Genomic DNA, 23,656 nt, shown 5'->3' with positions numbered 1-23,656 from the left:
TCTATAATATCAAGGTTGAAAAATCTAAAAAATCAGTAATAATGGTTCGCATTTTCTTTTTATTAGGAACATTATGAAGTTTATTTACATTGTTTTAGGTTTTCTTTCTCTTGCACTTGGCATCATTGGAATTTTCCTTCCTATTTTACCGACCACGCCTTTTTTATTACTTACTTTATTTTTCTTTGCAAAAGGTTCAAAACGCTTAGAACAATGGTTTTTAGGCACAAGTATTTATCAAAAACATCTTAAGTCTTTTAATGAAAATCGCTCATTAAAGAAAAATACCAAAATTTATATTTTGAGTTTTTCGACCACAATGTTACTTATTGGTTTTTATTTCACGCCAAGCGTAATAGGGCGTAGCGTTATTGCTGCATTGATTTGTATTAAGTATTGGTTCTTCTTGTTTTGGATTAAAACTGAAAATGAATAATTTTCTAGCTTTGTGTCAGCGAAGTGCGGTTATTTTTTCCATTATTTTTACTATGGTGGCTTGTGATAAATTGGATAATCCCAAGCCTGTTTCGCCACAAGTTGAGGCACCGAAAAATACTCAATTGGAATCTAACCGAGTTGAATTAAAACGCGGTGTTTATGGTGATTTGACTTTGCAACCTTGGCAAGCACAAAGTGAAGAACAAGCTCAATTATTACGCGATCTTTTTGAAGGCTTAACGGCTTATGATTCGCAAGGTAATCTTGTTCCTGCCGTAGCAGAAAGCTGGCAAACTAAGGATAATAAAACATGGATTTTCACTTTGCGTGAAAATGCTAAATGGTCAAATGATGAAGCGCTGACTGCCTCTGATTTTGTACAATCTTGGCAAGCACTTTCTCAATCTGAAAGTCCACTTAAAAATTATTTGGCTTTCATGAATCTGAAAAATGCGAAGGCAGTATTGGAAAAAACACTAACTGTGGAATCGCTCGGATTGTTTGCCGAAAATGACCGCACTTTACGCATTGAATTAGATAAAGCATCGCCATATTTACCTTCTATGCTGGCACACGTCAGCCTTTTGCCTCGCTATACAAAATCGCCTGAAATGCTTATTAGCAATGGCGCCTATCAATTACACAGTCAGGCTGAAAATCAGCACATTTTAACTACCAATCCTTATTATTGGGCAAAAGAAAAAGTAATATTTCAGAAAGTAAAGTATCAAAAAATTGCAGTAGATGCAGATTTGTCTGATTTTGATGTTGTAGTAAATCCGAAAAAAACTGATCAGAATATCCTAGATTATCCGCAGCTTTGTACTTACTTCTATGAGTTTAATCTAGCCGATCCTATGTTGAAAAAAAGTGCGGTAAGAAAAGCGATTGCTTCGATGATTTCTACGAAAAATTTGGTTGCCGATATTGCTCATCTTCATCCAAGTAATACTTTTTTACCTAAATCTATGCTAGGTGAGCAAGAGTCTATTTGGGAGCCCGTTGTTGCAGAACAGCTTCTTTCCCAAAACCACATTAATGAAACTCACCCGTTGAAATTACGTATTCATTATGATGATTCGTCTCTGAATCAAACCATTGCAATGCAATTAAATCGTCAGTTATCGCAATCAGATTTATTACGAGTTGAAAATCAAGGGATGAGTTGGCAAGAATTGCAAACGGCTCGCACAAAAGGCGATTTTCAATTAATTCGATCAGGTTGGTGCGCAGATTTTAATGATCCTGTCGCTTTCTTAAATTTGTTCTATTCAAAGAGCCCTGATAATAAAAATGGCTATAAAAATGCAGAATTTGATCGTTTATTTGAAAGTGCAATGACGACAACATCCGAAAAAGTGCGGTTAGAAAATTACGCGAAATTAAAAGGGATAGTTCAACAAGAATATTTAGTGTTACCCATTTTTCAATATAGTATGCCCGTTTATCTCGCGCCAAGTATAATGGATGCGCAAGTAAATTCTGTTGGAACCATTTATAGTAAAGATTTGTGGCGAAAGGTTAAAAATTAGTAATCGCGCTTGCAATCAAGGAAAGAATTCTTTAGGATTGGAGGCATTGGGGACAACTCCTACATCGTCCCCGTAGCGATTATCTTAGATAACTGTTCCGGAACAGCTAACTAAACAACAGATAATCAAGAAAATGAAAAAGAGCGTTTTTTTCATTTTACTTACTCCTGATAAGCCCCGATCTTTGGAATACAGGACGGGGTTTCTCGTTTTTAGCAATATGTTAAAAAATCTTTTGATTATTCCGTGGCATAAAGTTTAAATAAAAAAGCTATACTGTTCAATACAACAGTATGGCTTTTTTAACATGTATTATTTTATTAAATAATCTCTTCCTGGCAATGTGGGCAGGTCATTAAATGTTGTTCGTCATTGTTATGCACAATGTAATGCCCCATTTTTTTCGCTTTAGTATCAAGATATTTTGTGTTGTAGCGGTTTTCGCCAACATTAAGCGGAACTCTCTCAACCACGTTGATACCTGCTTTTTTCATGGTTTCTACTTTTTCTGGGTTGTTGGTCATCAAGCGAACTTTTTTTACCCCGAGTAGCTCGAACATATCGGCACAGACTTCAAAGTTGCGTTCATCCGCTTTGAAACCTAAAGCAAGATTGGCTTCAATCGTATCCATTCCTTTATCTTGTAAAGAATAAGCGCGGATTTTATTAATCAAACCAATTCCGCGGCCTTCTTCTCGATGATAAATTAAGACTCCACGACCTTCTTCTTGAATTTGTTTTAATGCTGTCGCCAGTTGGAACCCACAATCGCATTTTAAGCTGTGGAGCGCATCACCAGTTAAACATTCAGAATGGATGCGCGCTAACACAGGTTCATCCGCATTAGAAATATCACCCATCACTAAGGCTACATGTTCTTTTTTTGTATCTGGAAATTCAAATCCCACCATTCTGAAAATACCATATTCAGTGGGTAAATTGGCTTGCGCAACTAGCTGAATTTTTGCCATAAAGTGATCCTTATTCGTAGTCATTTCTGTTAGAATGCGCGCGTTATTTTTTATTATCAAGGGGCGAGCATGTTTAAAAGGCTGTCATTATATACGTTATTACTTTGTCTTGTACCATTTTTTATTTGGGGTATTTCCTATCAGTGGCATGGCAATAGCCAATTAACTGAAGCTGATTATTGGCTTTATTTGCTCACTGAAACGGGTAGCGTACCTTATGCGTTGATCACCTGTGTGTTATTTACGCTTTTGTTCGCCTTTTTATTCAAAAATCCAAAACAATGGATATTAGGCGTAATTGTGATGGGGATTTCAGTTATTGCCACTCAAGCAGCAAAAACAGGGGCAAAAGCATTATTTGAAGAACCTCGTCCGTTCACCGTTTATCTAGCTGAGCAAACTCATTCAACGCCTGAAAATTTTTATAAAAATGACCGCACTTTGCGTGCAGAAATCGCTAAGGATTTTTATTCGATGGATGCCATCACGCCAGCTTGGTTAGTTCATCATTATGAAAATGAAACAGGGTATTCGTTCCCCTCAGGGCATACAATTTTTGCAGCAACTTGGCTTATGCTTGCTGTTGGCTTTACTCAATTATTAGGTAACCGTTCTTTTAAAGCAAAATTACTGATAGCAGGTATTGCAGTGTGGGGCTTATTGATGTTGATTAGCCGTGTGCGATTAGGCATGCATTACCCAATTGATTTATTAGTGGCGACATTGCTGGCATGGTTGATTAATAGCATTATTTTTGCCTTTTTGAAGCAAAAGGCGATCTTCGTCATAAAATAATGATTTAAGTGCGGTTAAAATTTTGGCTAATTTTAACCGCACTTCTTTATAAAGGAGCAGATTATGTATTATGGTTTAGATATTGGTGGCACGAAAATAGAGCTTGCCGTATTCAATGAAAAATTAGAAAAATTATATTCTGAACGGGTGCCAACACCTAAAAACGACTATGAAGAATGGCTTAACACGATTGTGGATTTAGTGAATTGTGCAGATGAAAAGTTTGGTGAAGTGGGCACCGTAGGTTTGGGCGTGCCTGGTTTTGTTAATCAACAAACTGGATTAGCCGAAATTACCAATATTCGTGTGGCAGATAATAAACCAATTTTACGTGATTTGTCTGCGCGTTTAGGCCGTGAAGTGCGGGCAGAAAATGACGCAAATTGCTTTGCGTTATCTGAAGCATGGGATACGGAAAATCAGCAATATCCGACTGTACTTGGTTTAATTCTTGGAACTGGTTTTGGTGGTGGTTTTGTCTTAAACGGTAAAGTTCATTCAGGTCAAGTGGGAATGGCGGGAGAGCTTGGTCATTTACAACTAAATTATCATGCTTTGAAATTATTGGGATGGGATAAAGCCCCGATTTATCAATGTGGTTGTGGCAACAAGGCTTGTTTGGATAATTATTTGTCTGGTCGCGGTTTTGAAATGCTTTATCGAGATTTGAAAGGTGAAACATTAGCTGCTCGAGAAATTATTGATTTGTTCTATCAAGGCAATGAAAGTGCGGTAGATTTTGTGAATCTTTTTGTTGAATTAGCGGCGATTTCTATTGGCAATATCATTACGGCATTTGATCCGCATATGATTGTGTTAGGCGGTGGATTATCTAATTTTGATTACCTTTATGAGGCTTTACCAAAAGCCCTTCCGCCTCATTTGATGCGGACAGCAAAAGTTCCACCAATTAAAAAAGCGAAACACGGCGATTCCGGTGGTGTGCGTGGTGCGGCAGCGTTGTTTTTAACCAAATAATTCAACAAACTAGTGAGGCGTTTTCAAATAATACGCCCTTTGTTTTGGAAAATATTTAGAATATTCTAAATTTATTAGATTTTTTCTTGTTTGCGTTTCTTTTCTTTAGAGAAATTGTTAAAAAATCTCGCCTTTTCATTGAAAAATCATACAATCAAATTATTTATCGCTTGAGGGATGATTATGGAATTTGAATTTTCAAAAATGTTAGAAGATGTGCTAACTTGGATAGTCGCACACCTTGATGGACCTTTATGGGATGCCACCATTATTATTTTGCTTGGGACGGGGCTATTTTTTACCATTACAACAGGATTTGTGCAGTTCCGTTTATTCCCAGCAAGCCTTCGTGAAATGTGGTTTGGTCGTGCGGTGGAGGGTAGTTCGTTAACACCTTTCCAAGCGTTTACAACAGGTCTTGCGAGCCGCGTTGGTGTGGGTAACATTGGTGGGGTTGCAACGGCAATTGCCTTAGGGGGCGAAGGCGCGGTGTTTTGGATGTGGGTAACGGCATTTATTGGTATGTCGAGTGCTTTCGCTGAATCTACCCTTGCTCAATTATTTAAAATTCAAGATAAAGATGGCTCATTCCGTGGTGGCCCTGCTTATTATATTGTGCAAGGTTTAAAATCACGTTGTATGGCAGTGGCTTTTGCGCTTGCATTAATTTTTACATTTGGTTTTGCCTTTAATTCTGTGCAGGCTAACTCCATTGTTGAAGCAACCAGCAATGCGTGGAATTGGAAAGGGGAATATGTCGGTATTTCATTAGTAATTTTGACCGCACTTATTATTTTCGGTGGCGTTAAGCGCATTGCGGTTATTTCGAGTAGCCTTGTGCCAATGATGGCGCTTTTCTATTTGATTATGGCGGTGATTATTCTTGGCATGCATATTGATATGATCCCTTCGGTGATTCATCGTATCATTCAAAGTGCATTCAGTTTTGATGCCGCAGCTGGTGGAATGTTTGGTGCGCTGGTATCAAAAGCAATGATGATGGGGATTAAACGTGGACTATTCTCTAACGAGGCAGGAATGGGGTCTGCGCCTAATGCAGCAGCGGCAGCTCACGTTAAGCATCCTGTTAGTCAAGGCTTAGTACAGATGTTGGGTGTGTTTGTTGATACCATGATTGTTTGTTCTTGTACTGCCGTTATTATTTTGCTTTCAAATAATTATGGTAGCGAAACGCTAAAAAGTATCTCACTTACGCAAAATGCCTTGCAATATCACATAGGTGAATTTGGGGTGCATTTCCTGGCGTTTATCTTATTGTTATTCGCTTATTCTTCTATTATTGGTAACTATGCTTATGCGGAAAGCAATATCCGTTTTATCAAAAATAAACCTTGGTTTGTATTTTTGTTCCGTTTAATGGTGCTATTCTTCGTGTATTTTGGTTCGGTTCGTTCAGGTAATGTAGTGTGGAATTTCGCAGATACGGTAATGGCAGTCATGGCAATCATTAACTTGATCGCAATTTTGATGTTGTCGCCAATCGTATGGAAATTGATGAAGGATTATCAACGCCAGCTTAAAGAAGGAAAAACACCAGAGTTTAAGATTGACAACCACCCTGAATTGCGCAAGAAAATATTTGATTCCCGTATTTGGAAATAAAGATAAAATGGCTAGAAAGAAATTTTTAGCCATTTTTAGTTTATTTATATATCGCGTTTTATCATTAATATTGTGATAAATTGAAAATAATCCCCGATAGCTATTGTTCTACGTGGGTAAAAAGGGTATATTCCGACCCAAATTTTTTCTTTTTTACAGAACGGAGTTTATTATGTTTGGTTTATCCCCTGCTCAAATGATTATCTTATTAGTGGTCATTTTATTGGTTTTCGGTACGAAAAAATTAAGAAATGCGGGTTCAGATCTTGGCGCTGCTGTGAAAGGCTTTAAAAAAGCAATGCAAGATGATGAAAAAGCAAAAGATGCAGAATTTAAGTCTATTGACAATAATGCAACATCTGCAAAAACTGAAACCACAAAAGAGAAAGAACAGGCTTAATCCGTGTTTGATATTGGTTTTTCAGAACTTGTTTTGTTAATGGTGGTTGGCCTAGTTGTGCTAGGGCCGAAGCGTTTGCCTGTCGCTATTCGCACAGTGATGGGCTGGGTGAAAACGATTCGTGGTTTAGCTGCCAATGTGCAAAATGAGTTGAAACAAGAACTAAAATTGCAAGAATTACAGGATAGTATCAAAAAAGCTGAATCTTTGAACTTGCAAACCCTTTCACCAGAATTGAGTAAAACAGTGGAAGAATTAAAAGCTCAAGCAGATAAAATGAAAGCAGAGCTAGAAGATAAAGCTGCTCAAGCTGGTACAACAGTGGAAGAGCAAATTAAAGAAATTAAAAGTGCGGCTGAAAATGCAGAAAAGCCTCAAAATGTGGCATTAACTGAGGATTCTACAGAAAGTTTACCTGAAGTAGAAAAAATATCTGCAGATTTAACCGCACTTGAAGCCCACGAGCAAGCAGAATTGACCGAGCGTTTATCTGATTATTATCCGCCTGATGAGATTGAAATTGCTCCAGCACCAAAATCTCAATCTTCAAAAACTGAATCATAGCGAGTTTTTATGAGTAATGTGGATGAATCTCAACCTCTAATTACACACCTTGTTGAGTTAAGAAACCGTTTATTACGCTGTGTGATTTGTGTGGTATTGGTTTTTGTCGCATTGGTGTATTTTTCCAATGATATTTATCATTTTGTTGCAGCGCCTTTAACGGCTGTTATGCCAAAAGGTGCGACAATGATCGCAACGAATATTCAAACGCCTTTCTTTACGCCAATTAAATTGACAGCGATTGTTGCTGTTTTTATTTCTGTTCCTTATTTGCTTTATCAAATTTGGGCTTTTGTTGCGCCAGCATTGTACCAACATGAAAAACGGATGATTTATCCGTTGCTATTTTCAAGTACGATTTTATTTTATTGTGGCGTGTCTTTTGCTTATTACGTTGTATTCCCGTTTGTATTTAGTTTCTTTACACAAACTGCACCAGAAGGCGTTGCTATTGCAACAGATATCAGTAGCTATTTAGATTTTGCTTTGGCATTGTTTTTAGCGTTCGGGGTGTGTTTTGAAGTACCGATAGCTATCATTCTACTTTGCTGGACTGGCGTTACTACTGTGAAGGCTCTTTCCGAAAAACGTCCTTATATTATCGTGGGGGCATTTTTTATTGGCATGATTTTAACGCCTCCTGATGTTTTTTCACAAACTTTACTCGCGGTGCCGATGTGCTTGCTCTTTGAGCTTGGTCTATTAGTCGCTCGTTTTTATCAACCCAAAGACGATGAAAGTGCGGTTGAAAACAACGATGAATCAGAAAAAACAGAATAATGAATTAATCTATTCATGAGGGGCAGATCACTTAGCCCCTTTTTTATTGCATGATGTCATCCTCGCGTTGTTTTTTCATAAAACAATATCTTTTGTTTATTCACGAATAAATGTGATTTATAGTTTAGTAAAAGTTTCGTATTTTCACCTAAAATATCATCATTTTATTACGTTATTATCTTTATTTTTATTTTCTATTTAATAAATTAGGTGATTTTTTAGATAATTTCTTTCCATTTTATTTTTCTTTAAATTTCCTTCATGAAAATTATTGCAACGTTAAATCAGTCATTGCATATTGTCAGTGCGCCCCATTAGGCGAACATAATAAAAAACACAATACACACAACATCAACAACAAAGAAGGAAATTCATTATGTCAACAGTTGCTTCCTTAGATGCATTCTTAGCAAAAGTCGCTCAACGTGATGGTCATCAACCTGAGTTTTTACAAGCGGTGAGAGAAGTGTTTACTTCTATTTGGCCTTTTTTAGAAGCTAATCCTAAATATCGTTCAGAGGGATTATTAGAACGTTTAGTCGAGCCTGAACGTGCATTTCAATTCCGTGTAGCTTGGACCGATGACAATGGTCAAGTGCAAGTTAACCGTGCATTCCGAGTGCAATTTAATAGTGCAATTGGTCCATTTAAGGGCGGTATGCGATTCCATCCATCAGTAAACTTATCTATTTTAAAATTTTTAGGTTTTGAGCAAATTTTTAAAAATGCTTTAACCACACTGCCTATGGGCGGAGCAAAAGGTGGTTCGGACTTTGATCCGAAAGGGAAATCAGATGCAGAAGTCATGCGTTTTTGCCAAGCATTGATGGCTGAACTTTATCGCCATGTAGGGGCAGATACGGATGTACCAGCAGGCGATATAGGTGTTGGTGGGCGCGAAGTTGGTTATTTAGCTGGCTATATGAAAAAATTATCGAACCAAGCTGCATGCGTATTTACTGGTCGTGGTCTTTCTTTTGGTGGTAGTTTAATTCGTCCAGAAGCAACAGGGTATGGCTTAGTTTATTTTGCTCAAGCAATGTTGGCAGAAAAAGCTGATAGTTTTACAGGCAAAGTGGTTTCAGTTTCTGGTTCTGGTAACGTAGCGCAATATGCTATTGAAAAAGCATTATCGCTTGGTGCAAAAGTGGTGACTTGCTCTGACTCATCAGGCTATGTTTATGATGCTGAGGGATTTACTACTGAAAAATTAGCCGCACTTTTAGAAATTAAAAATGTAAAACGTGGTCGCGTGAAAGATTATGCAGAACAATTTGGCTTGCAATATTTTGAAGGCAAACGCCCTTGGGAAGTGAAAGTTGATATTGCGCTTCCTTGTGCAACTCAAAATGAATTAGAACTTTCAGATGCTCAACTTTTAATTAAAAATGGCGTAAGATTAGTCGCTGAAGGCGCCAATATGCCAACTACCATTGAAGCAACAGAAGCGTTACAGGCTGCAGGTGTATTATTTGGACCTGGTAAAGCGGCTAATGCAGGTGGCGTGGCGACTTCTGGTTTAGAAATGGCGCAAAGCTCACAACGTTTGTATTGGACTGCAGAAGAAGTGGATGCAAAATTGCATCGAATCATGTTAGACATTCACGCAAACTGTAAAAAATACGGTACGATTGAGGGGCAAGAAAATATTAACTATGTGGTAGGAGCAAACGTAGCAGGTTTTGTCAAAGTCGCTGATGCTATGTTGGCACAAGGTGTTTATTAACATCTAAAAAAGCCAAATCAAATAACCGCACTATAATAAAGTGCGGTTATTTTTTAGAATGAAATTTGAATATAAGAAAGGCGACATTTTGTCGCCTTAGAGATGTTATTTATTTGAATTGTTTTCATCACAATGATTAATATCACTACATTTCCCGTAAAGATATAAACTATGCGCTTTTAATTTAATGCCATATTTTTCGCTAATTTCACGTTGGCGTTGTTCAATAATATTGTCAGTAAATTCAAATACTTTTCCGCAATCTTCACAGATAATATGATCATGGTGTTCAGTGGGCGCTAGTTCAAATACAGATTTATTACCTTCAAAATTATGACGTATCAAAATACGCGCTTCATCAAATTGATTAAGCACTCGATAAACTGTAGCTAAGCCAATCTCGCTTCCTTGTTCAAGCAAAATTTTATATACATCCTCTGCAGAAAAGTGCTCATTTTTGTGATTTTGCATCAAAGCAAGAATCGTTAAACGTGGTTCGGTAATTTTTAATCCAGCTTTTTTAAGTAATTTAATGTTTTCTTCAGACATAAAGTTCCCTTCCTTTTATGTGAAAAATTCTAAGCAAGCTCGGCTAAACACATTTCATCGTAAATTTGTTTACACCATTTTTCTACACGTTCTGCCGTGAGTTCAGGTTGGCGATCTTCATCAATACACAACCCAATGAAAGTTCCATCTTCTAATAATGCTTTTGATGCTTCAAAAGTATAACCTTCAGTTGGCCAGTTACCCACAATGATTGCGCCGTGCGGTTCAACGATGTCGCGCACGGTGCCGATAGCATCGCAGAAATAATCAGCATAGTCTTCTTGATCGCCACAGCCGAAAATACCTACGAGTTTATCTGTAAAATCGATTTCTTCTAACGTTGGGAAAAAATCATCCCAGTCAGCTTGTGCTTCGCCGTAATACCAAGTCGGAATACCGAAAAGTAAGAAATCATATGCTTCAATATCTTCTTTGCTACTTTTTGCAATATCACGAATATCGATTAAGTCATTACCTAATTGTTTTTGGATCATTTTTGCGATGTTTTCGGTATTGCCTGTGTCACTGCCATAAAATAGACCAACAACTGCCATTTTTCTTTCCTTTTAAAATTTAATGTATTGATTATAAATAGGGGATATACCCTAAATTATGTGGGAGTATACTACAAAAGTATTCTCATTTAAATTAATTAATTCTTATTTACAAATCGCTCTATCGCACGTATAACAAATTCAGGTTTTTCAGCATGCACCCAATGCCCACAACCACTAATAGTAAAAGACGTCGCATGAGGAAATTGTTCTAAAATTTTTTCGCTATTCTCTATTTTTATATAAGAAGAATTTCCGCCTTTGATAAACAGTGTCGGCGTGAGTACATGCACTTTTTCCCAATCCATAATGTTAGCGTAATTGTTGAAAAGTGCGGTGAGATTAAAGCGAAAATAATCAGGTGAACTAGGCTCAAAAGATTTCAGCATAAATTGCACGACATCCTGATCATCAATTTCCTTTTCTAAGAGCGGTTTAGCTTCTTGACGAGTTTGAGGGGCTGCATTTTTTACAGCGAACAAACCATTAAACACATCTTTATGTCCAAATCCTTCGTAAGGCAGGGGAGACATATCAATTACAATTAATTTTTCGACTAATTCTGGACAAAGTGCGGTGATTTTCATGGCGGTTTTTCCCCCCATGGAATGACCAATTAGTATCACTTTGGATAAATTTAAGTGTCGGATTACCGCGATAACATCTTCAGCCATAAGTTGATAATTCATTTTTTCCGAATGAAAACTATGGCCGTGATTGCGCAGATCTATGCGTAAAATATTGTAATTTTCGCTAAAAGCTCTGGCGATGATGCCAAGGTTATTCATATCCCCGAACAAACCATGAATAAAAACTAAAGTTGGAGAATTAATCGTTTGTTTTACTTGATGAAATTGATAATTGAGCAATGAATTTGCCATAATTTTTGCGTGAGAATTTGTAAAGAAGTCGTTATAATTAAAAAAATTTTAGCAAACAGAGAGAAAAAAATGAAGATCATTGAAGTTGATGAAGAATTATACCAATACATTGCGAGCCAAACCCGCTCTATTGGGGAAAGTGCTTCGGATATTTTACGCCGTTTGCTTAATTTACCGGCACATGCGAGTGTTTTCGCTGATGACTTAACATTTGTTCCGGCTGAAAATAACGAAAAAACAGAATCAAAAGTGGAAGTACAGACCGAACCGGCTAAGTCAGAAAGTGTAAAACCGACGAAAAAACAGCCGATAACGGCGATTAATCAGATCGTAGAAAAAGTTCAAACGTTGTTGAATTCAACAGAATTTCAAGAAGAAGGCAAAGCCGTTACTCGTTTCTTAGCTATTTTGCGCGTGCTTTATCGCACTAATCCTGAGAGTTTTGCACAAGCCACAGAATCTTTACAAGGCCGCACCCGAGTTTATTTTGCGCGCGACGAAGCAACATTGTTAATGACCGGCAATCATACAAAGCCAAAACAAATTCCCGATACGCCTTATTGGGTTATCACGAATACAAACAGTGGTCGAAAAATGCTGATGTTGGAAGGCGCAATGCAATCAATGGATTTGCCTGAAAGTTTAATTGACGAAGTGCGGGCATATTTCACGGTAAATTAATGATGTATCCTTGGCAAGCCTTTGCTATTCAATCTAAGTTTTCTCATAAAATCGCCTTGAGCACTGCACAGGGCGATATTTTTAATTGGGCGCAAGTAGCCGAGAAAGTGAACCAAACTGTTTCCTTTTTACAAAATAAAGGTGTAAACCCTGAAAGTGCGGTTGCTTTTGTTGGAAAAAATACAGAAAACATTTTATTTTTATATCTTGCTACAATCCAACTTGGTGCAAAAATTCTAGGTATTAATCCGGCTTTCCCGCAAGAAAAAATTACAGAATTGTGTAATGTTCATCACATCGATTTTTGTTTTTGTGATGAAGATTTGAGGGATTTTCCCAAAGCTGATGTAGTTATACAAAAAGCTGATTTCTCTCGCCCTGCAACAATGACGCTCACGTCTGGTTCTACAGGTTTGCCAAAAGCGGTAGTACATAATGTTCAAGCGCATTTAGATAATGCGAAGGGCGTATGCGAATTGATGAAGTTCGATAGCGCACATTCTTGGCTACTTTCGTTGCCGTTATATCATGTTTCAGGGCAAGGTATCGTTTGGCGTTGGTTGAGCTGTGGCGCTGAATTGCATTTTCCAAAAACAGATTTTTATGCTTCATTATTGGAGGCGACTCACGTTTCTCTTGTGCCAACGCAATTACAGCGTTTATTAGATTATTTACAGGAAAATCCGAGCATTTCATTTGCTACGCGTCATATTTTACTGGGCGGTGCGCATATTCCCACAGAACTTACACAAAATATGGTGAAATATGGTATCGAAACTTATTCTGGCTACGGAATGACGGAAATGGCTTCTACGGTTTTTGCCAAAAAATCTGATGAAAAACAAGGCGTAGGGCAACCGTTATTAGGTCGAGAATATCGTTTGGTGGATGATGAAGTTTGGCTAAAAGGCGCGGGTTTGGCGATGGGGTATTGGAAAGATCGACAAATTTTTCCATTAACGAATGAAGACGACTGGCTTCAGACAAAAGATAAAGGCATTTTGCAAGAGGGTGAACTGGTTATTATCGGACGACTTGATAATATGTTTATTTCAGGCGGTGAAAATATTCAGCCAGAAGAAATAGAGCAAGTGATTCTGAAAAATGCTATGGTGAAACAAGTTTTTGTTTTACCCAACGCCGATCATGAATTTGGCTATCGCCCAGTTGCGATTGTTGCTTTGAATGAACCCTTTAATCAAAGTGCGGTCGAAAAACTCACTGAATTTTTACAAGATAAATTGGCTCGCTTTAAACAGCCAATAGCTTATTATGAATTGCCAGTAGATTTATCTACTGGTGCAATAAAAATATCACGTAAAGTGCTTGCCGATTGGTTAGCAAAACAAATAAACGAACAATAAAAAAATACAGGTAACTTATGAAAATATCACGTTTTTTCACCGCACTTTTAGCTACAGCTTTAATTGGTTGGGCGACGGTGCATCCAACATTTGCTGCAAACAAAAGCAAAATATTATTACCTACGGAGCAAGAACTCACTACTGATTTAGCCGATGCACAAAAAATGGCTGACGGTGATGTAAAAACTGCGCTTATTAATGAATTGCAAACCTCTTTAGATTTATTGCAACTCATTCAAACTCAACAAAAAAATAATGAAGATTTACATGATGTTTTAGCCCATGCTGATAGTGAAATTAAGAAAAATAATGCAGATTTATTGGCGTTTAAGAAGCAGTTAGAACAATCTAAATCAGTCGATTATCAAGCTCAAAATTTAGCAGATTTACAGGCTACATTAAGCAAACTTAATGTTCAACAGCAGGAAACCCAAACGGCTTTAAGTAAAGCGAATACTCAATTAGCGGGGCAAAGTTCTGTATCTGAGCGTGCACAAACCAGTCTTACTGAGAATTTGAAACGCACACAAGAAATTAATCAACAATTAGCCGATAGCAATCTTACAAAAACCTTACGTCAAAAAAATCAAATAGAATTACAGTTGATTGATTTAAAAAACGCTTATAACCAAGATTTATTGAAAAATAGCGATCAGCTGACATTGCTTTATCAAAGCCGTTATGATTTGTTGAATGTTCGTTTGCAACTGCTACAACAACAAATTGTGGCGATCCAAGAAGTGATCAATCAGAAAAACTTGGCGCAAACTCAAAACCAAGTAGAACAAGTTCAGCAACAGCAACAAAATAGTGCAAAAAATGCTTATATTCAGAAAGAATTGGCGCGTAATGCAGAGTTGAGTCAATATTTGTTGCAACAAACTGAAAAGACGAACATCTTGACGCAAGATGATCTAAGAATGCGTAATGTGTTTGATAGCCTAACCCAAACTCAACACACTATCGAAGAGCAAATTAGTGCATTACAAGGTACGTTGGTGCTTTCTCGTATTATTCAACAACAAAAACAAAAATTACCGACGAACTTAAATATTCAAGGTTTATCAAAACAAATTGCGGATTTGCGCGTACAAATTTTCGATATCACTCAAAAACGTAATGAACTTTACGATTTAGATGCCTATATTGCCAAAGTCGAATCAGATGAAGGTGAGAAATTTACTCACGCTGAAAAAACACAATTAGTTAATTTGCTAACTGAACGTCGTAAAATGGCTTCTGACTTAATTAAGTCATTGAATAATCAACTTAATTTAGCTATTTCTTTAGAGCTTACTCAGCAACAAATTACTCAAATTAGTGATCAAATTCAATCAAAATTGGAGCAACAAAGTTTCTGGGTTAAAAGCAATAATCCTATTAATTTAGATTGGTTTGCTCAATTGCCTCGAGCATTTATGGCGCAAGTTGATGGTATTGTGAAAAAAATTGGTTTACCAACAAATTACAGTAACTTGCCTTACTTGTTGATGTACTGCTTAGGCTTGTTTGTTGTTGGTGGGGCTATTTTTAAATTCAAAGATCGCATCAAACAACGTCTGTCAAAAATTAACGGCGAAATTAACCGATTAAAATATGATAATCAGTGGAATACACCACAAGCTTTATTGCTTACTGCATTTTTAACGCTTTCTGGAACTTTATGGTTTTTAGCTATTTGTCAAATGCTTGGCTTTTTCTTTATGAAAAATCCAACTGAGTTTTGGGATTGGTCGTTTAGTATGGCTGGCTATTGGTGGTTCTTCACGTTTTGGCTTTCTTTATTCCGACCGAATGGGATTTTTGTCCGTCACTTTGAATTTTCTCAACAAAGTGCGGTGCGTTTTCAAAGTGTAATTAAACGTATTGTTGTTGCAGTTGTGTTATTACTTAATACATCAGTATTTAGTAACGTGACTGATTATGGGTTGGCAAATGATGTGATTGGACAGGTGAATACAATAGTTTCATTGTTGTTCTGCATTATTATCATCGCCCCACGTTTCAAAAATGTGCTACGTTCTTACGAAGATGAGAAAAAAAGCCATAACCACATTATTGTCAAAATCGTTCAATTCGGTTTACAGATTATTCCTGTTGGCTTAGTGATACTAGTTGCGTTGGGATACTATTACACTGCATTGAATTTAATACAGCATTTGATTAATTCTTATATCGCATGGTGTGTGTGGTGGTTAATTCGTCAAGTGATTTATCGTGGTATTACTGTATCTTCTCGTCGCTTGGCTCATCGCCGTTTAGAAGAAAAACGTCATCAAAAACGAGCAAATATTAATGAAGGATCAACATCCGATGAGCTTGTTCTTAATGAAAAAGAAGAAGGCTTAGCGCTGAATGAAGTGCGTAGCCAATTATTGCGTTTTGCGGATCTTTTCATTTGGACTGCTTTGTTTGGCATTTTCTACTATGTTTGGTCAGATCTTGTCACGGTGGCAAGTTATTTGCGTGAAGTGACCTTATGGCAGCAAACGACGACAACTGAAGCTGGCACCGTGATGGAAAGTATCACTTTATTCAATCTTCTCGTTGCTTTGGTTATTGTTGGGATTACTTATGTGTTAGTACGAAATATCTCAGGTATTTTAGAAGTACTAATTTTCTCACGGGTTAAACTTTCACAAGGCACGCCTTATACTATTACTACATTGTTAACTTATGTTTTAGTTGCGGTTGGCGGGGCATGGGCATTTGCTACATTAGGCATGTCCTGGTCTAAATTGCAATGGTTATTTGCTGCCCTTTCAGTTGGTTTGGGCTTTGGTATGCAAGAAATCTTTGCAAACTTTGTATCCGGGATTATTTTATTGTTTGAACGCCCAATTCGAGTGGGCGATACCGTTACCATAAACGGTGTCACAGGTACGGTAGCAAAAATCCGTATTCGTGCAATTACAATGATTGATCCTGATAGAAAAGAAGTGATTGTGCCGAATAAATCGTTTGTAACAGGGCAAGTGACGAACTGGGCATTATCAAATACCATTACTCGTTTAGTTATATCTGTTGGGGTTGCTTATAACTCCGATTTAGAATTAGTAAAACGTTTGTTGTTACAAGCGGCTTATGAATTGCCTAGTGTTTTAAAAGAGCCTGAGCCAAGAGCATTATTTTTAAATTTTGGTGCAAGCACTTTAGACCATGAGTTACGAGTTTATGTCGGACAGATTTCAGATCGTAATGATACGCTTGATTTATTAAATCGTCGTGTAAATCAATTGTTTAAAGAAAATAATATAGACATTGCTTTCAATCAATTGGATATCTTTATTAAAAATAAAGACACGGGTGAAGAGATTCCATTCATTAATATGGAAAAATTAACTAAAACTAATTAAAGAGAAGTAATATGGCGGGTAACACAATAGGACAACTTTTTCGTGTGACAACCTTTGGGGAGTCACATGGTATTGCATTAGGCTGTATCGTTGATGGGGTACCGCCAAATCTCGAATTATCTGAGAAAGATATTCAGCCAGATTTAGATCGTCGTAAACCAGGGACATCACGATATACCACGCCGCGTCGTGAGGATGATGAAGTTCAAATTTTATCTGGTGTGTTTGAAGGAAAAACGACAGGCACAAGTATTGGGATGATCATTAAAAATGCAGATCAGCGTTCTCAAGATTATGGTGACATTAAAGATCGTTTTCGCCCAGGTCATGCAGACTTTACCTATCAGCAAAAGTATGGAATCCGTGATTACCGTGGCGGTGGGCGTTCTTCAGCGCGTGAAACAGCGATGCGGGTTGCTGCGGGGGCTATTGCGAAGAAATATTTACGCGAACATTTTGGTATTGAAGTCCGCGGTTTTTTAAGTCAAATCGGCCATGTGAAAATTGCGCCGCAAACCATCGAGAAAATTGATTGGGAAAAGATAAATAGCAATCCATTCTTTTGTCCTGATGAAAGTGCGGTAGAAAAATTCGATGAATTAATCCGTGAACTTAAAAAAGAAGGGGATTCTATTGGCGCAAAACTTACTGTTATCGCTGAAAATGTTCCAGTAGGATTAGGCGAGCCAGTATTTGACCGTTTAGATGCGGATCTTGCCCATGCATTAATGGGAATTAATGCAGTAAAAGGCATCGAAATTGGTGATGGTTTTGCGGTGGTTGAGCAACGTGGAAGTGAACATCGTGATGAAATGACCCCCGATGGATTTGAAAGCAATCATGCCGGTGGCATTTTAGGGGGAATTAGTTCTGGTCAACCGATTATCGCCACTATTGCGCTAAAACCGACTTCAAGTATTACAATTCCTGGTCGTTCAATCAATCTTAATGGCGAAGCAGTAGAGGTTGTAACAAAAGGTCGACACGATCCTTGTGTGGGTATTCGTGCTGTGCCAATCGCAGAAGCCATGATGGCGATTGTTTTATTAGATCATCTATTACGTTTTAAGGCACAGTGTAAGTGATCTTAATGTAATATTTAAGGCTAGCTCGCTATCTCCTAGATAAGCTTTGATTTTCCCCCTTTGAGCAATGCATATTCCTCAAAGGGGAGTTATTTTTTATCGTGGGTATATTTATCGACGATGAAACTATTAATGATGATATTAGAATGAATAAAATTTTATTAAAAACAACCATAATTTTTACCGCATTTTTCTCTCTGAACGTTGTTGCGTCTCCTCTAGATTGGCAAAAAGTGAAGCGACCAATTCCAAGTGACGATGGAAAAGCAAAACCTATTGGTAGTTATACCAATGGGTGTATTATTGGGGCGAAAGCACTACCGCCGAAAGGGGAAGGTTACCAAGTGATTCGTATGAATCGCAATCGTTATTATGGCCACCCAAATATGATTCAGTATCTTGAACACTTGGGGCAACGTGCTAAAGCTGCAGGGTTGCCAACTATGTTAGTGGGCGATATTGCCATGCCAGGAGGTGGACGATTTTTAACGGGTCATGCTAGCCATCAGATGGGATTAGATGCGGATATTTGGTTAAGAATGGGCGAAATGTCAGACGCCGATGCGCTGAATTCTGATGGCAAAGGTTTATTAGTTGTAGATAGAAAGGCACAACGAGTGGATGAACGTGTATGGAATAGCAATCATGCGACGTTAATCAAGTTAGCCGCGCAAGATCCAAGCGTGACGCGTATTTTTGTTAATCCTGCGATTAAGGTAAAATTATGCCAAACCGCTGGTAATGATCGTGGTTGGCTACACAAAGTTCGTCCTTGGTATGGTCACGATTCTCATTTTCATGTTCGTTTAACTTGCCCAGCAGATGCGCCTTATTGTGAAAATCAAGCCCCCGTTCCTGCCGGTGATGGTTGTGGAGACGAATTATATTCTTGGTTTGAACCGCCAAAACCAGGCACTTCCGTGAGTAAACCTAAAGTTACGCCACCTGAGCCGTTTTTGTGCCAACAAATTTTGAACTCACCGAATCGGAGTGAATGGTTAGAATAGAATTAAGGTAAATCAATATGGATATCGGAATTGATCTTTTAGCAATATTGTTTTGTGTTGGTTTTGTCGCATCATTTATCGATGCAATTGCTGGCGGTGGTGGATTAATCACTATTCCAGCGTTGCTCATGACAGGCATGCCACCTGCAATGGCGTTAGGCACTAACAAATTGCAAGCTATGGGCGGAGCATTATCTGCAAGCCTTTATTTCTTGCGAAAAAGAGCGGTCAATTTACGTGATATTTGGTTTATTTTGATTTGGGTTTTCTTAGGTTCTGCCCTAGGTACATTATTAATTCAATCAATTGATGTGGCGATTTTCAAAAAAATTCTGCCTTTTTTGATTTTAGCCATTGGTCTATATTTTTTATTTACCCCTAAATTAGGTGATGAAGATCGGAAACAACGATTAAGTTATCTGTTGTTTGGTCTTTTAGTTAGCCCATTTTTAGGTTTTTATGATGGCTTCTTTGGGCCCGGGACTGGCTCAATCATGAGTTTAGCCTGTGTTACTTTGCTAGGATTTAATCTCCCGAAAGCGACGGCACATGCAAAAGTGATGAATTTCACTTCGAATCTTGCTTCTTTTGCGCTTTTCTTATTGGGGGGACAAATTCTTTGGAAAGTGGGATTCGTGATGATGGCTGGGAGCATTTTAGGTGCAAATTTAGGCGCCAAAATGGTGATGACGAAAGGTAAAACCTTGATTCGACCGATGGTTGTTATCATGTCTTTTATGATGACGGCTAAAATGGTTTACGATCAGGGTTGGTTTCATTTTTAATTCGGAAAGCGCGTAAAAGTGCGGTTAAAATTAATTTCATTTTATTATGTCAGATAATCAACAAAATTTACGTTTGACAGCGAGAGTGGGCTATGAAGCGCACTTTTCATGGTCGTATTTCAAGCCTCAATATTGGGGAATTTGGCTCGGTATTTTCTTTTTATTGTTGTTAGCCTTTGTGCCTTTTCGTCTGCGCGATAAATTGGCGGGAAAATTAGGTATTTGGATTGGGCATAAAGCAAAGAAACAGCGTACGCGTGCACAAACTAACTTGCAATATTGTTTCCCTCATTGGACTGAACAACAACGTGAGCAAGTGATTGATAAAATGTTTGCGGTTGTTGCACAAGTTATGTTTGGTATTGGTGAGATTGCTATTCGTTCAAAGAAACATTTGCAAAAACGTAGCGAATTTATCGGCCTTGAACATATCGAACAGGCAAAAGCTGAGGATAAGAATATTATTCTTATGGTGCCACATGGCTGGGCGATTGATGCCTCTGGCATTATTTTGCACACTCAAGGTATGCCAATGACCTCTATGTATAATCCACACCGTAATCCATTGGTGGATTGGCTTTGGACAATTACACGCCAACGCTTCGGCGGAAAAATGCATGCTCGCCAAAATGGTATTAAACCTTTTTTAAATCATGTTCGTAAAGGCGAAATGGGTTATTACTTACCAGATGAAGATTTTGGTGCGGAGCAAAGCGTATTTGTTGATTTCTTTGGAACTTATAAAGCGACATTGCCGGGATTAAATAAAATGGCAAAACTTTCTAAAGCCGTGGTCATTCCAATGTTTCCTCGTTATAACGCTGAAACTGGCAAATATGAAATGGAAATTCATCCAGCAATGAATTTAAGTGATGATCCTGAACAATCAGCTCGAGCAATGAACGAAGAAATAGAATCTTTTGTTACGCCAGCGCCAGAGCAATATGTTTGGATTTTGCAATTATTGCGTACAAGGAAAGATGGCGAAGATCTTTATGATTAAGAATAGGGTTTGAAAGTCATATTCTCGAAAATGGATATTCAACAAGGTAAATAAAAATGGAAGAAAAAATTCGGCTGACGCAATACAGCCATGGTGCGGGTTGAGGTTGTAAAATTTCGCCTAAGGTGTTAGGGACAATTTTACATTCAGAACTGGAAAAATTTTATGATCCAAATTTGCTCGTCGGCAATGAAACTGCTGACGATGCAGCGGTGTATGATCTTGGTAATGGAACTGCGATTATCAGTACCACAGACTTTTTCATGCCGATTGTGGATGATCCTTTTGATTTTGGACGAATTGCCGCAACCAATGCCATTAGTGATATTTTTGCCATGGGCGGTAAGCCGATTATGGGCATCGCAATTTTAGGTTTTCCAACTAATGTATTACCTGCAGAAGTTGCACAGAAAATCGTTGATGGTGGTCGCTTTGCTTGCCATCAAGCGGGTATTGCTTTGGCGGGAGGACATTCCATTGACTCGCCTGAACCTATTTTTGGGTTAGCCGTGACAGGCGTAATTGACACTGAGAAAGTGAAACGTAATGCTTCTGCAAAATCAGGCTGTAAGCTTTATATGACGAAACCGCTTGGTATTGGTATTTTGACGACGGCGGAGAAAAAAGGAAAACTTAAACCAGAACATCAAGGTTTAGCCACTGCCGCCATGTGCCAAATGAATTCTATTGGCAGCCAATTCTCCCAAGTGGAGGGCGTAACAGCAATGACGGATGTCACGGGATTTGGTTTACTTGGTCATTTAATTGAAATCTGTGAAGGTTCAAATCTAAGTGCGGTAGTTTTTTCGGACAAAATTAAAACCTTGGACGGTGTAAAAGATTATATTGCTCAAAGTTGCGTACCTGGTGGAACAGGGCGTAATTTTGAAAGTTATGGGCATAAAGTTGGGGTATTGACGGAAGAACAAAAAGCGATTTTGTGTGATCCTCAAACATCAGGTGGTTTATTAGTGGCAGTTGAGCCTAATAGCGTTCAAACGGTAATTGAAATAGCCAAGGATGCGGGCATTGATTTATATGAAGTGGGGGAATTAAAACCTAAATCAGAACTCGATGTCGTCGTTGAAATAGCTTAATAAAAAAGCGTGGAAATTTTAAAATCCACGCTTTTTTTATTTTATAGAAGGATTATTTTCCGATAACTTCTAATCCGCCCATATATGGACGTAGCACTTCTGGCACGGTAATTGAACCATCTGCATTTTGATAGTTTTCAAGCACAGCTACTAAAGTACGACCAACAGCCAAGCCAGAACCATTTAAGGTATGCACTAAGCGCGTTTTCTTATCGCCTTTTGCTTTACAACGTGCTTGCATACGGCGAGCTTGGAAATCCCACATATTTGAGCAAGAAGAAATTTCGCGATAAGTATTTTGTGCAGGTACCCACACTTCTAAATCGTAAGTTTTGCAAGAACCAAAGCCCATATCGCCTGTGCAAAGTAAAACTTTACGATACGGAAGATTTAATAATTGCAATACTTTTTCCGCATGACCTGTTAATTCTTCAAGTGCTTCCATAGATTTATCTGGATCAACGATTTGTACCATTTCCACTTTATCAAATTGGTGCATACGAATTAAACCGCGTGTATCACGACCGTAAGAGCCTGCTTCAGAACGGAAACATGGCGTATGTGCGGTCATTTTTATTGGTAATTCTGCTTCATCAATAATTACATCACGCACTAAATTAGTAACAGGTACTTCTGCGGTTGGAATTAATGCATAAGGTTGTTCACCTTCTAAGGCTAAAGTATGGAATAAATCTTCACCAAATTTTGGTAATTGCCCTGTACCATAAAGTGTTGCGTGATTCACTAAATAAGGCACATAGGTTTCTAAATAGCCGTGTTGTTCAGTATGAAGATCTAACATGAATTGCGCTAATGCACGGTGCATTTTAGCGATTTGACCTTTCATTACAGCAAAACGTGCACCAGCTAATTTAGCCCCTGCGGCAAAATCTAAGCCATTGGCTTCTTCACCCAAAGTGACATGATCTTTGATCTCAAAATCAAATGTACGTGGTGTGCCCCAACGTAAGATTTCTTTATTTTCGGTATCATCTTTACCTAATGGCACTTCGTCTGCTGGTAGATTTGGAATACTTAATGCAATTTGATTGATTTCTGCAAGTACCGCATCTAATTGTGCTTTTGCTTCAGTCAATTGGTTGCCCATATTATCCACTTCAGCCAATAATGGTTCGATATTTTCACCGCGTGCTTTGGCAGCGCCAATGGCTTTGGAACGAGTATTACGTTCCGCTTGTAAATTTTCGGTAGTGACTTGTAAGTTCTTGCGTTGTTCTTCTAATGAGGTGAGTTTTTCTGTATCAAGAATAAAGTTACGTTTTACTTTTAATTTTTCTGCGACTTCCGCTAAATTATTACGGAGTAAATTTGGATCGATCATGGTATTTCCTTACTTTTTTCGTTGAAATGAAAACGGTTTTATTCTATCGCACGTTGTTGAAATAAACCAGTTAAAAGCCAAGGGAAAAACGATATTCTGAAAATAAAGAAAAATACACCGCACTTTGTGTTAAAATTTTCGCCGA

The 23,656-nt window shown here is 38.0% G+C and carries 22 protein-coding genes; 17 read left to right on the top strand and 5 right to left on the bottom strand.

Annotated features, from left to right (window positions below; genetic code table 11):
• Window positions 1-73 precede the first annotated feature (73 nt).
• Together A8M50_RS03450 and A8M50_RS03445 are read left to right on the top strand one after the other, a co-directional pair.
• Complete coding sequence (locus A8M50_RS03450; protein WP_005646624.1) at window positions 74-436, top strand: YbaN family protein; 363 nt, start codon at window positions 74-76, stop codon at window positions 434-436.
• A complete protein-coding gene (locus tag A8M50_RS03445) occupies window positions 429-1,970 on the top strand; it encodes a peptide ABC transporter substrate-binding protein (RefSeq protein ID WP_005646610.1) in 1,542 nt (513 codons plus the stop codon). Before A8M50_RS03450 ends, A8M50_RS03445 begins: the two co-directional genes overlap by 8 nt.
• A 320-nt stretch (window positions 1,971-2,290) precedes the next feature.
• Here the strand turns inward: A8M50_RS03445 and ribA are convergent, their stop codons facing one another.
• Complete coding sequence (ribA, locus tag A8M50_RS03440) at window positions 2,291-2,941, bottom strand: GTP cyclohydrolase II (RefSeq protein ID WP_005635373.1); 651 nt, start codon at window positions 2,939-2,941, stop codon at window positions 2,291-2,293.
• 69 nt (window positions 2,942-3,010) lie between these two features.
• On the opposite strand from ribA, the gene A8M50_RS03435 reads away from it, so the two are divergent.
• The 7 genes from A8M50_RS03435 to gdhA all read left to right on the top strand — a co-directional run bounded on the left by A8M50_RS03435 (window position 3,011) and on the right by gdhA (window position 9,807).
• Complete coding sequence (locus A8M50_RS03435; RefSeq protein ID WP_005646547.1) at window positions 3,011-3,736, top strand: phosphatase PAP2 family protein; 726 nt, start codon at window positions 3,011-3,013, stop codon at window positions 3,734-3,736.
• A gap of 63 nt (window positions 3,737-3,799) precedes the next feature.
• Complete coding sequence (gene nagK / locus A8M50_RS03430; protein ID WP_005646681.1) at window positions 3,800-4,714, top strand: N-acetylglucosamine kinase; 915 nt, start codon at window positions 3,800-3,802, stop codon at window positions 4,712-4,714.
• A gap of 183 nt (window positions 4,715-4,897) precedes the next feature.
• Window positions 4,898-6,337 (top strand): alanine/glycine:cation symporter family protein, encoded by a 1,440-nt coding sequence (locus A8M50_RS03425; RefSeq protein ID WP_005646512.1) that lies wholly within the window; start codon window positions 4,898-4,900, stop codon window positions 6,335-6,337.
• A 172-nt stretch (window positions 6,338-6,509) separates the two neighbouring features.
• Entirely contained in the window at window positions 6,510-6,737 is a 228-nt protein-coding gene (tatA, locus tag A8M50_RS03420) for a twin-arginine translocase TatA/TatE family subunit (RefSeq protein WP_005629124.1), read from the top strand.
• A gap of 3 nt (window positions 6,738-6,740) precedes the next feature.
• A complete protein-coding gene (gene tatB, locus A8M50_RS03415) occupies window positions 6,741-7,301 on the top strand; it encodes a Sec-independent protein translocase protein TatB (RefSeq protein ID WP_005646668.1) in 561 nt (186 codons plus the stop codon).
• A 9-nt stretch (window positions 7,302-7,310) separates the two neighbouring features.
• Window positions 7,311-8,081, top strand: a complete 771-nt coding sequence (gene tatC / locus A8M50_RS03410) for a twin-arginine translocase subunit TatC (RefSeq protein WP_005646526.1) — start codon at window positions 7,311-7,313, stop codon at window positions 8,079-8,081.
• A gap of 376 nt (window positions 8,082-8,457) precedes the next feature.
• Window positions 8,458-9,807 (top strand): NADP-specific glutamate dehydrogenase, encoded by a 1,350-nt coding sequence (gene gdhA / locus A8M50_RS03405; RefSeq protein WP_005646593.1) that lies wholly within the window; start codon window positions 8,458-8,460, stop codon window positions 9,805-9,807.
• A 105-nt stretch (window positions 9,808-9,912) separates the two neighbouring features.
• Here the strand turns inward: gdhA and fur are convergent, their stop codons facing one another.
• From fur to A8M50_RS03390, 3 genes are all read right to left on the bottom strand, one after another.
• Window positions 9,913-10,356: a ferric iron uptake transcriptional regulator gene (gene fur, locus A8M50_RS03400; protein WP_005630643.1), complete on the bottom strand. Its 444-nt coding sequence runs from the start codon at window positions 10,354-10,356 to the stop codon at window positions 9,913-9,915.
• A gap of 29 nt (window positions 10,357-10,385) precedes the next feature.
• Window positions 10,386-10,910, bottom strand: coding sequence for a flavodoxin FldA (gene fldA / locus A8M50_RS03395; RefSeq protein ID WP_005646497.1), 525 nt, complete (start codon window positions 10,908-10,910; stop codon window positions 10,386-10,388).
• Window positions 10,911-11,008: 98 nt separating this feature from the next.
• On the bottom strand, window positions 11,009-11,791 hold the full coding sequence (locus tag A8M50_RS03390; RefSeq protein WP_005646634.1) for an alpha/beta fold hydrolase: 783 nt from the start codon (window positions 11,789-11,791) through the stop codon (window positions 11,009-11,011).
• 69 nt (window positions 11,792-11,860) lie between these two features.
• On the opposite strand from A8M50_RS03390, the gene seqA reads away from it, so the two are divergent.
• The 8 genes from seqA to selD all read left to right on the top strand — a co-directional run bounded on the left by seqA (window position 11,861) and on the right by selD (window position 22,169).
• Window positions 11,861-12,472, top strand: coding sequence for a replication initiation negative regulator SeqA (gene seqA, locus A8M50_RS03385; RefSeq protein WP_005646666.1), 612 nt, complete (start codon window positions 11,861-11,863; stop codon window positions 12,470-12,472).
• 2 nt (window positions 12,473-12,474) lie between these two features.
• Window positions 12,475-13,836, top strand: coding sequence for an o-succinylbenzoate--CoA ligase (menE, locus tag A8M50_RS03380; protein ID WP_005646485.1), 1,362 nt, complete (start codon window positions 12,475-12,477; stop codon window positions 13,834-13,836).
• A gap of 17 nt (window positions 13,837-13,853) precedes the next feature.
• Window positions 13,854-17,192 carry a mechanosensitive channel MscK gene (mscK, locus tag A8M50_RS03375; protein WP_005646538.1) on the top strand — a complete coding sequence of 1,113 codons (3,339 nt, stop codon included), beginning with the start codon at window positions 13,854-13,856 and terminating at the stop codon, window positions 17,190-17,192.
• An 11-nt stretch (window positions 17,193-17,203) separates the two neighbouring features.
• Window positions 17,204-18,277, top strand: coding sequence for a chorismate synthase (aroC, locus tag A8M50_RS03370; RefSeq protein ID WP_005646617.1), 1,074 nt, complete (start codon window positions 17,204-17,206; stop codon window positions 18,275-18,277).
• Between the two features lie 146 nt (window positions 18,278-18,423).
• The gene (gene mepA / locus A8M50_RS03365) at window positions 18,424-19,284 is read left to right on the top strand and encodes a penicillin-insensitive murein endopeptidase (protein ID WP_005646604.1); all 861 of its coding nucleotides are present in this window, start codon (window positions 18,424-18,426) and stop codon (window positions 19,282-19,284) included.
• A 17-nt stretch (window positions 19,285-19,301) separates the two neighbouring features.
• Entirely contained in the window at window positions 19,302-20,069 is a 768-nt protein-coding gene (locus A8M50_RS03360) for a TSUP family transporter (RefSeq protein WP_005646646.1), read from the top strand.
• A 46-nt stretch (window positions 20,070-20,115) separates the two neighbouring features.
• Complete coding sequence (gene lpxM, locus A8M50_RS03355; protein WP_005646620.1) at window positions 20,116-21,072, top strand: lauroyl-Kdo(2)-lipid IV(A) myristoyltransferase; 957 nt, start codon at window positions 20,116-20,118, stop codon at window positions 21,070-21,072.
• A 56-nt stretch (window positions 21,073-21,128) separates the two neighbouring features.
• On the top strand, window positions 21,129-22,169 hold the full coding sequence (selD, locus tag A8M50_RS03350) for a selenide, water dikinase SelD (protein ID WP_080575103.1): 1,041 nt from the start codon (window positions 21,129-21,131) through the stop codon (window positions 22,167-22,169).
• A 52-nt stretch (window positions 22,170-22,221) separates the two neighbouring features.
• On the opposite strand, the gene serS is transcribed toward selD, so the two are convergent.
• Window positions 22,222-23,511 carry a serine--tRNA ligase gene (gene serS, locus A8M50_RS03345; RefSeq protein ID WP_005646633.1) on the bottom strand — a complete coding sequence of 430 codons (1,290 nt, stop codon included), beginning with the start codon at window positions 23,509-23,511 and terminating at the stop codon, window positions 22,222-22,224.
• Window positions 23,512-23,656: the final 145 nt, after the last annotated feature.

The organism is Haemophilus haemolyticus (assembly GCF_001679045.1).
Classification (GTDB): Bacteria; Pseudomonadota; Gammaproteobacteria; order Enterobacterales; family Pasteurellaceae; genus Haemophilus; species Haemophilus haemolyticus.
Note: the sequence above shows the minus strand (reverse complement) of the source record. Positions and strands in the feature narration are given on the sequence as shown.

Coding starts and splice junctions, on each gene's coding strand:
- tatC (WP_005646526.1), top strand. CDS start 7,311: ATGAGTAATGTGGATGAATCTCAACCTCTAATTACACACCTTGTTGAG.
- nagK (WP_005646681.1), top strand. CDS start 3,800: ATGTATTATGGTTTAGATATTGGTGGCACGAAAATAGAGCTTGCCGTA.
- A8M50_RS03445 (WP_005646610.1), top strand. CDS start 429: ATGAATAATTTTCTAGCTTTGTGTCAGCGAAGTGCGGTTATTTTTTCC.
- A8M50_RS03360 (WP_005646646.1), top strand. CDS start 19,302: ATGGATATCGGAATTGATCTTTTAGCAATATTGTTTTGTGTTGGTTTT.
- ribA (WP_005635373.1), bottom strand. CDS start 2,941: ATGGCAAAAATTCAGCTAGTTGCGCAAGCCAATTTACCCACTGAATAT.
- tatA (WP_005629124.1), top strand. CDS start 6,510: ATGTTTGGTTTATCCCCTGCTCAAATGATTATCTTATTAGTGGTCATT.
- gdhA (WP_005646593.1), top strand. CDS start 8,458: ATGTCAACAGTTGCTTCCTTAGATGCATTCTTAGCAAAAGTCGCTCAA.
- menE (WP_005646485.1), top strand. CDS start 12,475: ATGTATCCTTGGCAAGCCTTTGCTATTCAATCTAAGTTTTCTCATAAA.
- A8M50_RS03435 (WP_005646547.1), top strand. CDS start 3,011: ATGTTTAAAAGGCTGTCATTATATACGTTATTACTTTGTCTTGTACCA.
- seqA (WP_005646666.1), top strand. CDS start 11,861: ATGAAGATCATTGAAGTTGATGAAGAATTATACCAATACATTGCGAGC.
- A8M50_RS03425 (WP_005646512.1), top strand. CDS start 4,898: ATGGAATTTGAATTTTCAAAAATGTTAGAAGATGTGCTAACTTGGATA.
- fldA (WP_005646497.1), bottom strand. CDS start 10,910: ATGGCAGTTGTTGGTCTATTTTATGGCAGTGACACAGGCAATACCGAA.
- lpxM (WP_005646620.1), top strand. CDS start 20,116: ATGTCAGATAATCAACAAAATTTACGTTTGACAGCGAGAGTGGGCTAT.
- fur (WP_005630643.1), bottom strand. CDS start 10,356: ATGTCTGAAGAAAACATTAAATTACTTAAAAAAGCTGGATTAAAAATT.
- serS (WP_005646633.1), bottom strand. CDS start 23,511: ATGATCGATCCAAATTTACTCCGTAATAATTTAGCGGAAGTCGCAGAA.
- mepA (WP_005646604.1), top strand. CDS start 18,424: ATGAATAAAATTTTATTAAAAACAACCATAATTTTTACCGCATTTTTC.
- A8M50_RS03390 (WP_005646634.1), bottom strand. CDS start 11,791: ATGGCAAATTCATTGCTCAATTATCAATTTCATCAAGTAAAACAAACG.
- mscK (WP_005646538.1), top strand. CDS start 13,854: ATGAAAATATCACGTTTTTTCACCGCACTTTTAGCTACAGCTTTAATT.
- A8M50_RS03450 (WP_005646624.1), top strand. CDS start 74: ATGAAGTTTATTTACATTGTTTTAGGTTTTCTTTCTCTTGCACTTGGC.
- aroC (WP_005646617.1), top strand. CDS start 17,204: ATGGCGGGTAACACAATAGGACAACTTTTTCGTGTGACAACCTTTGGG.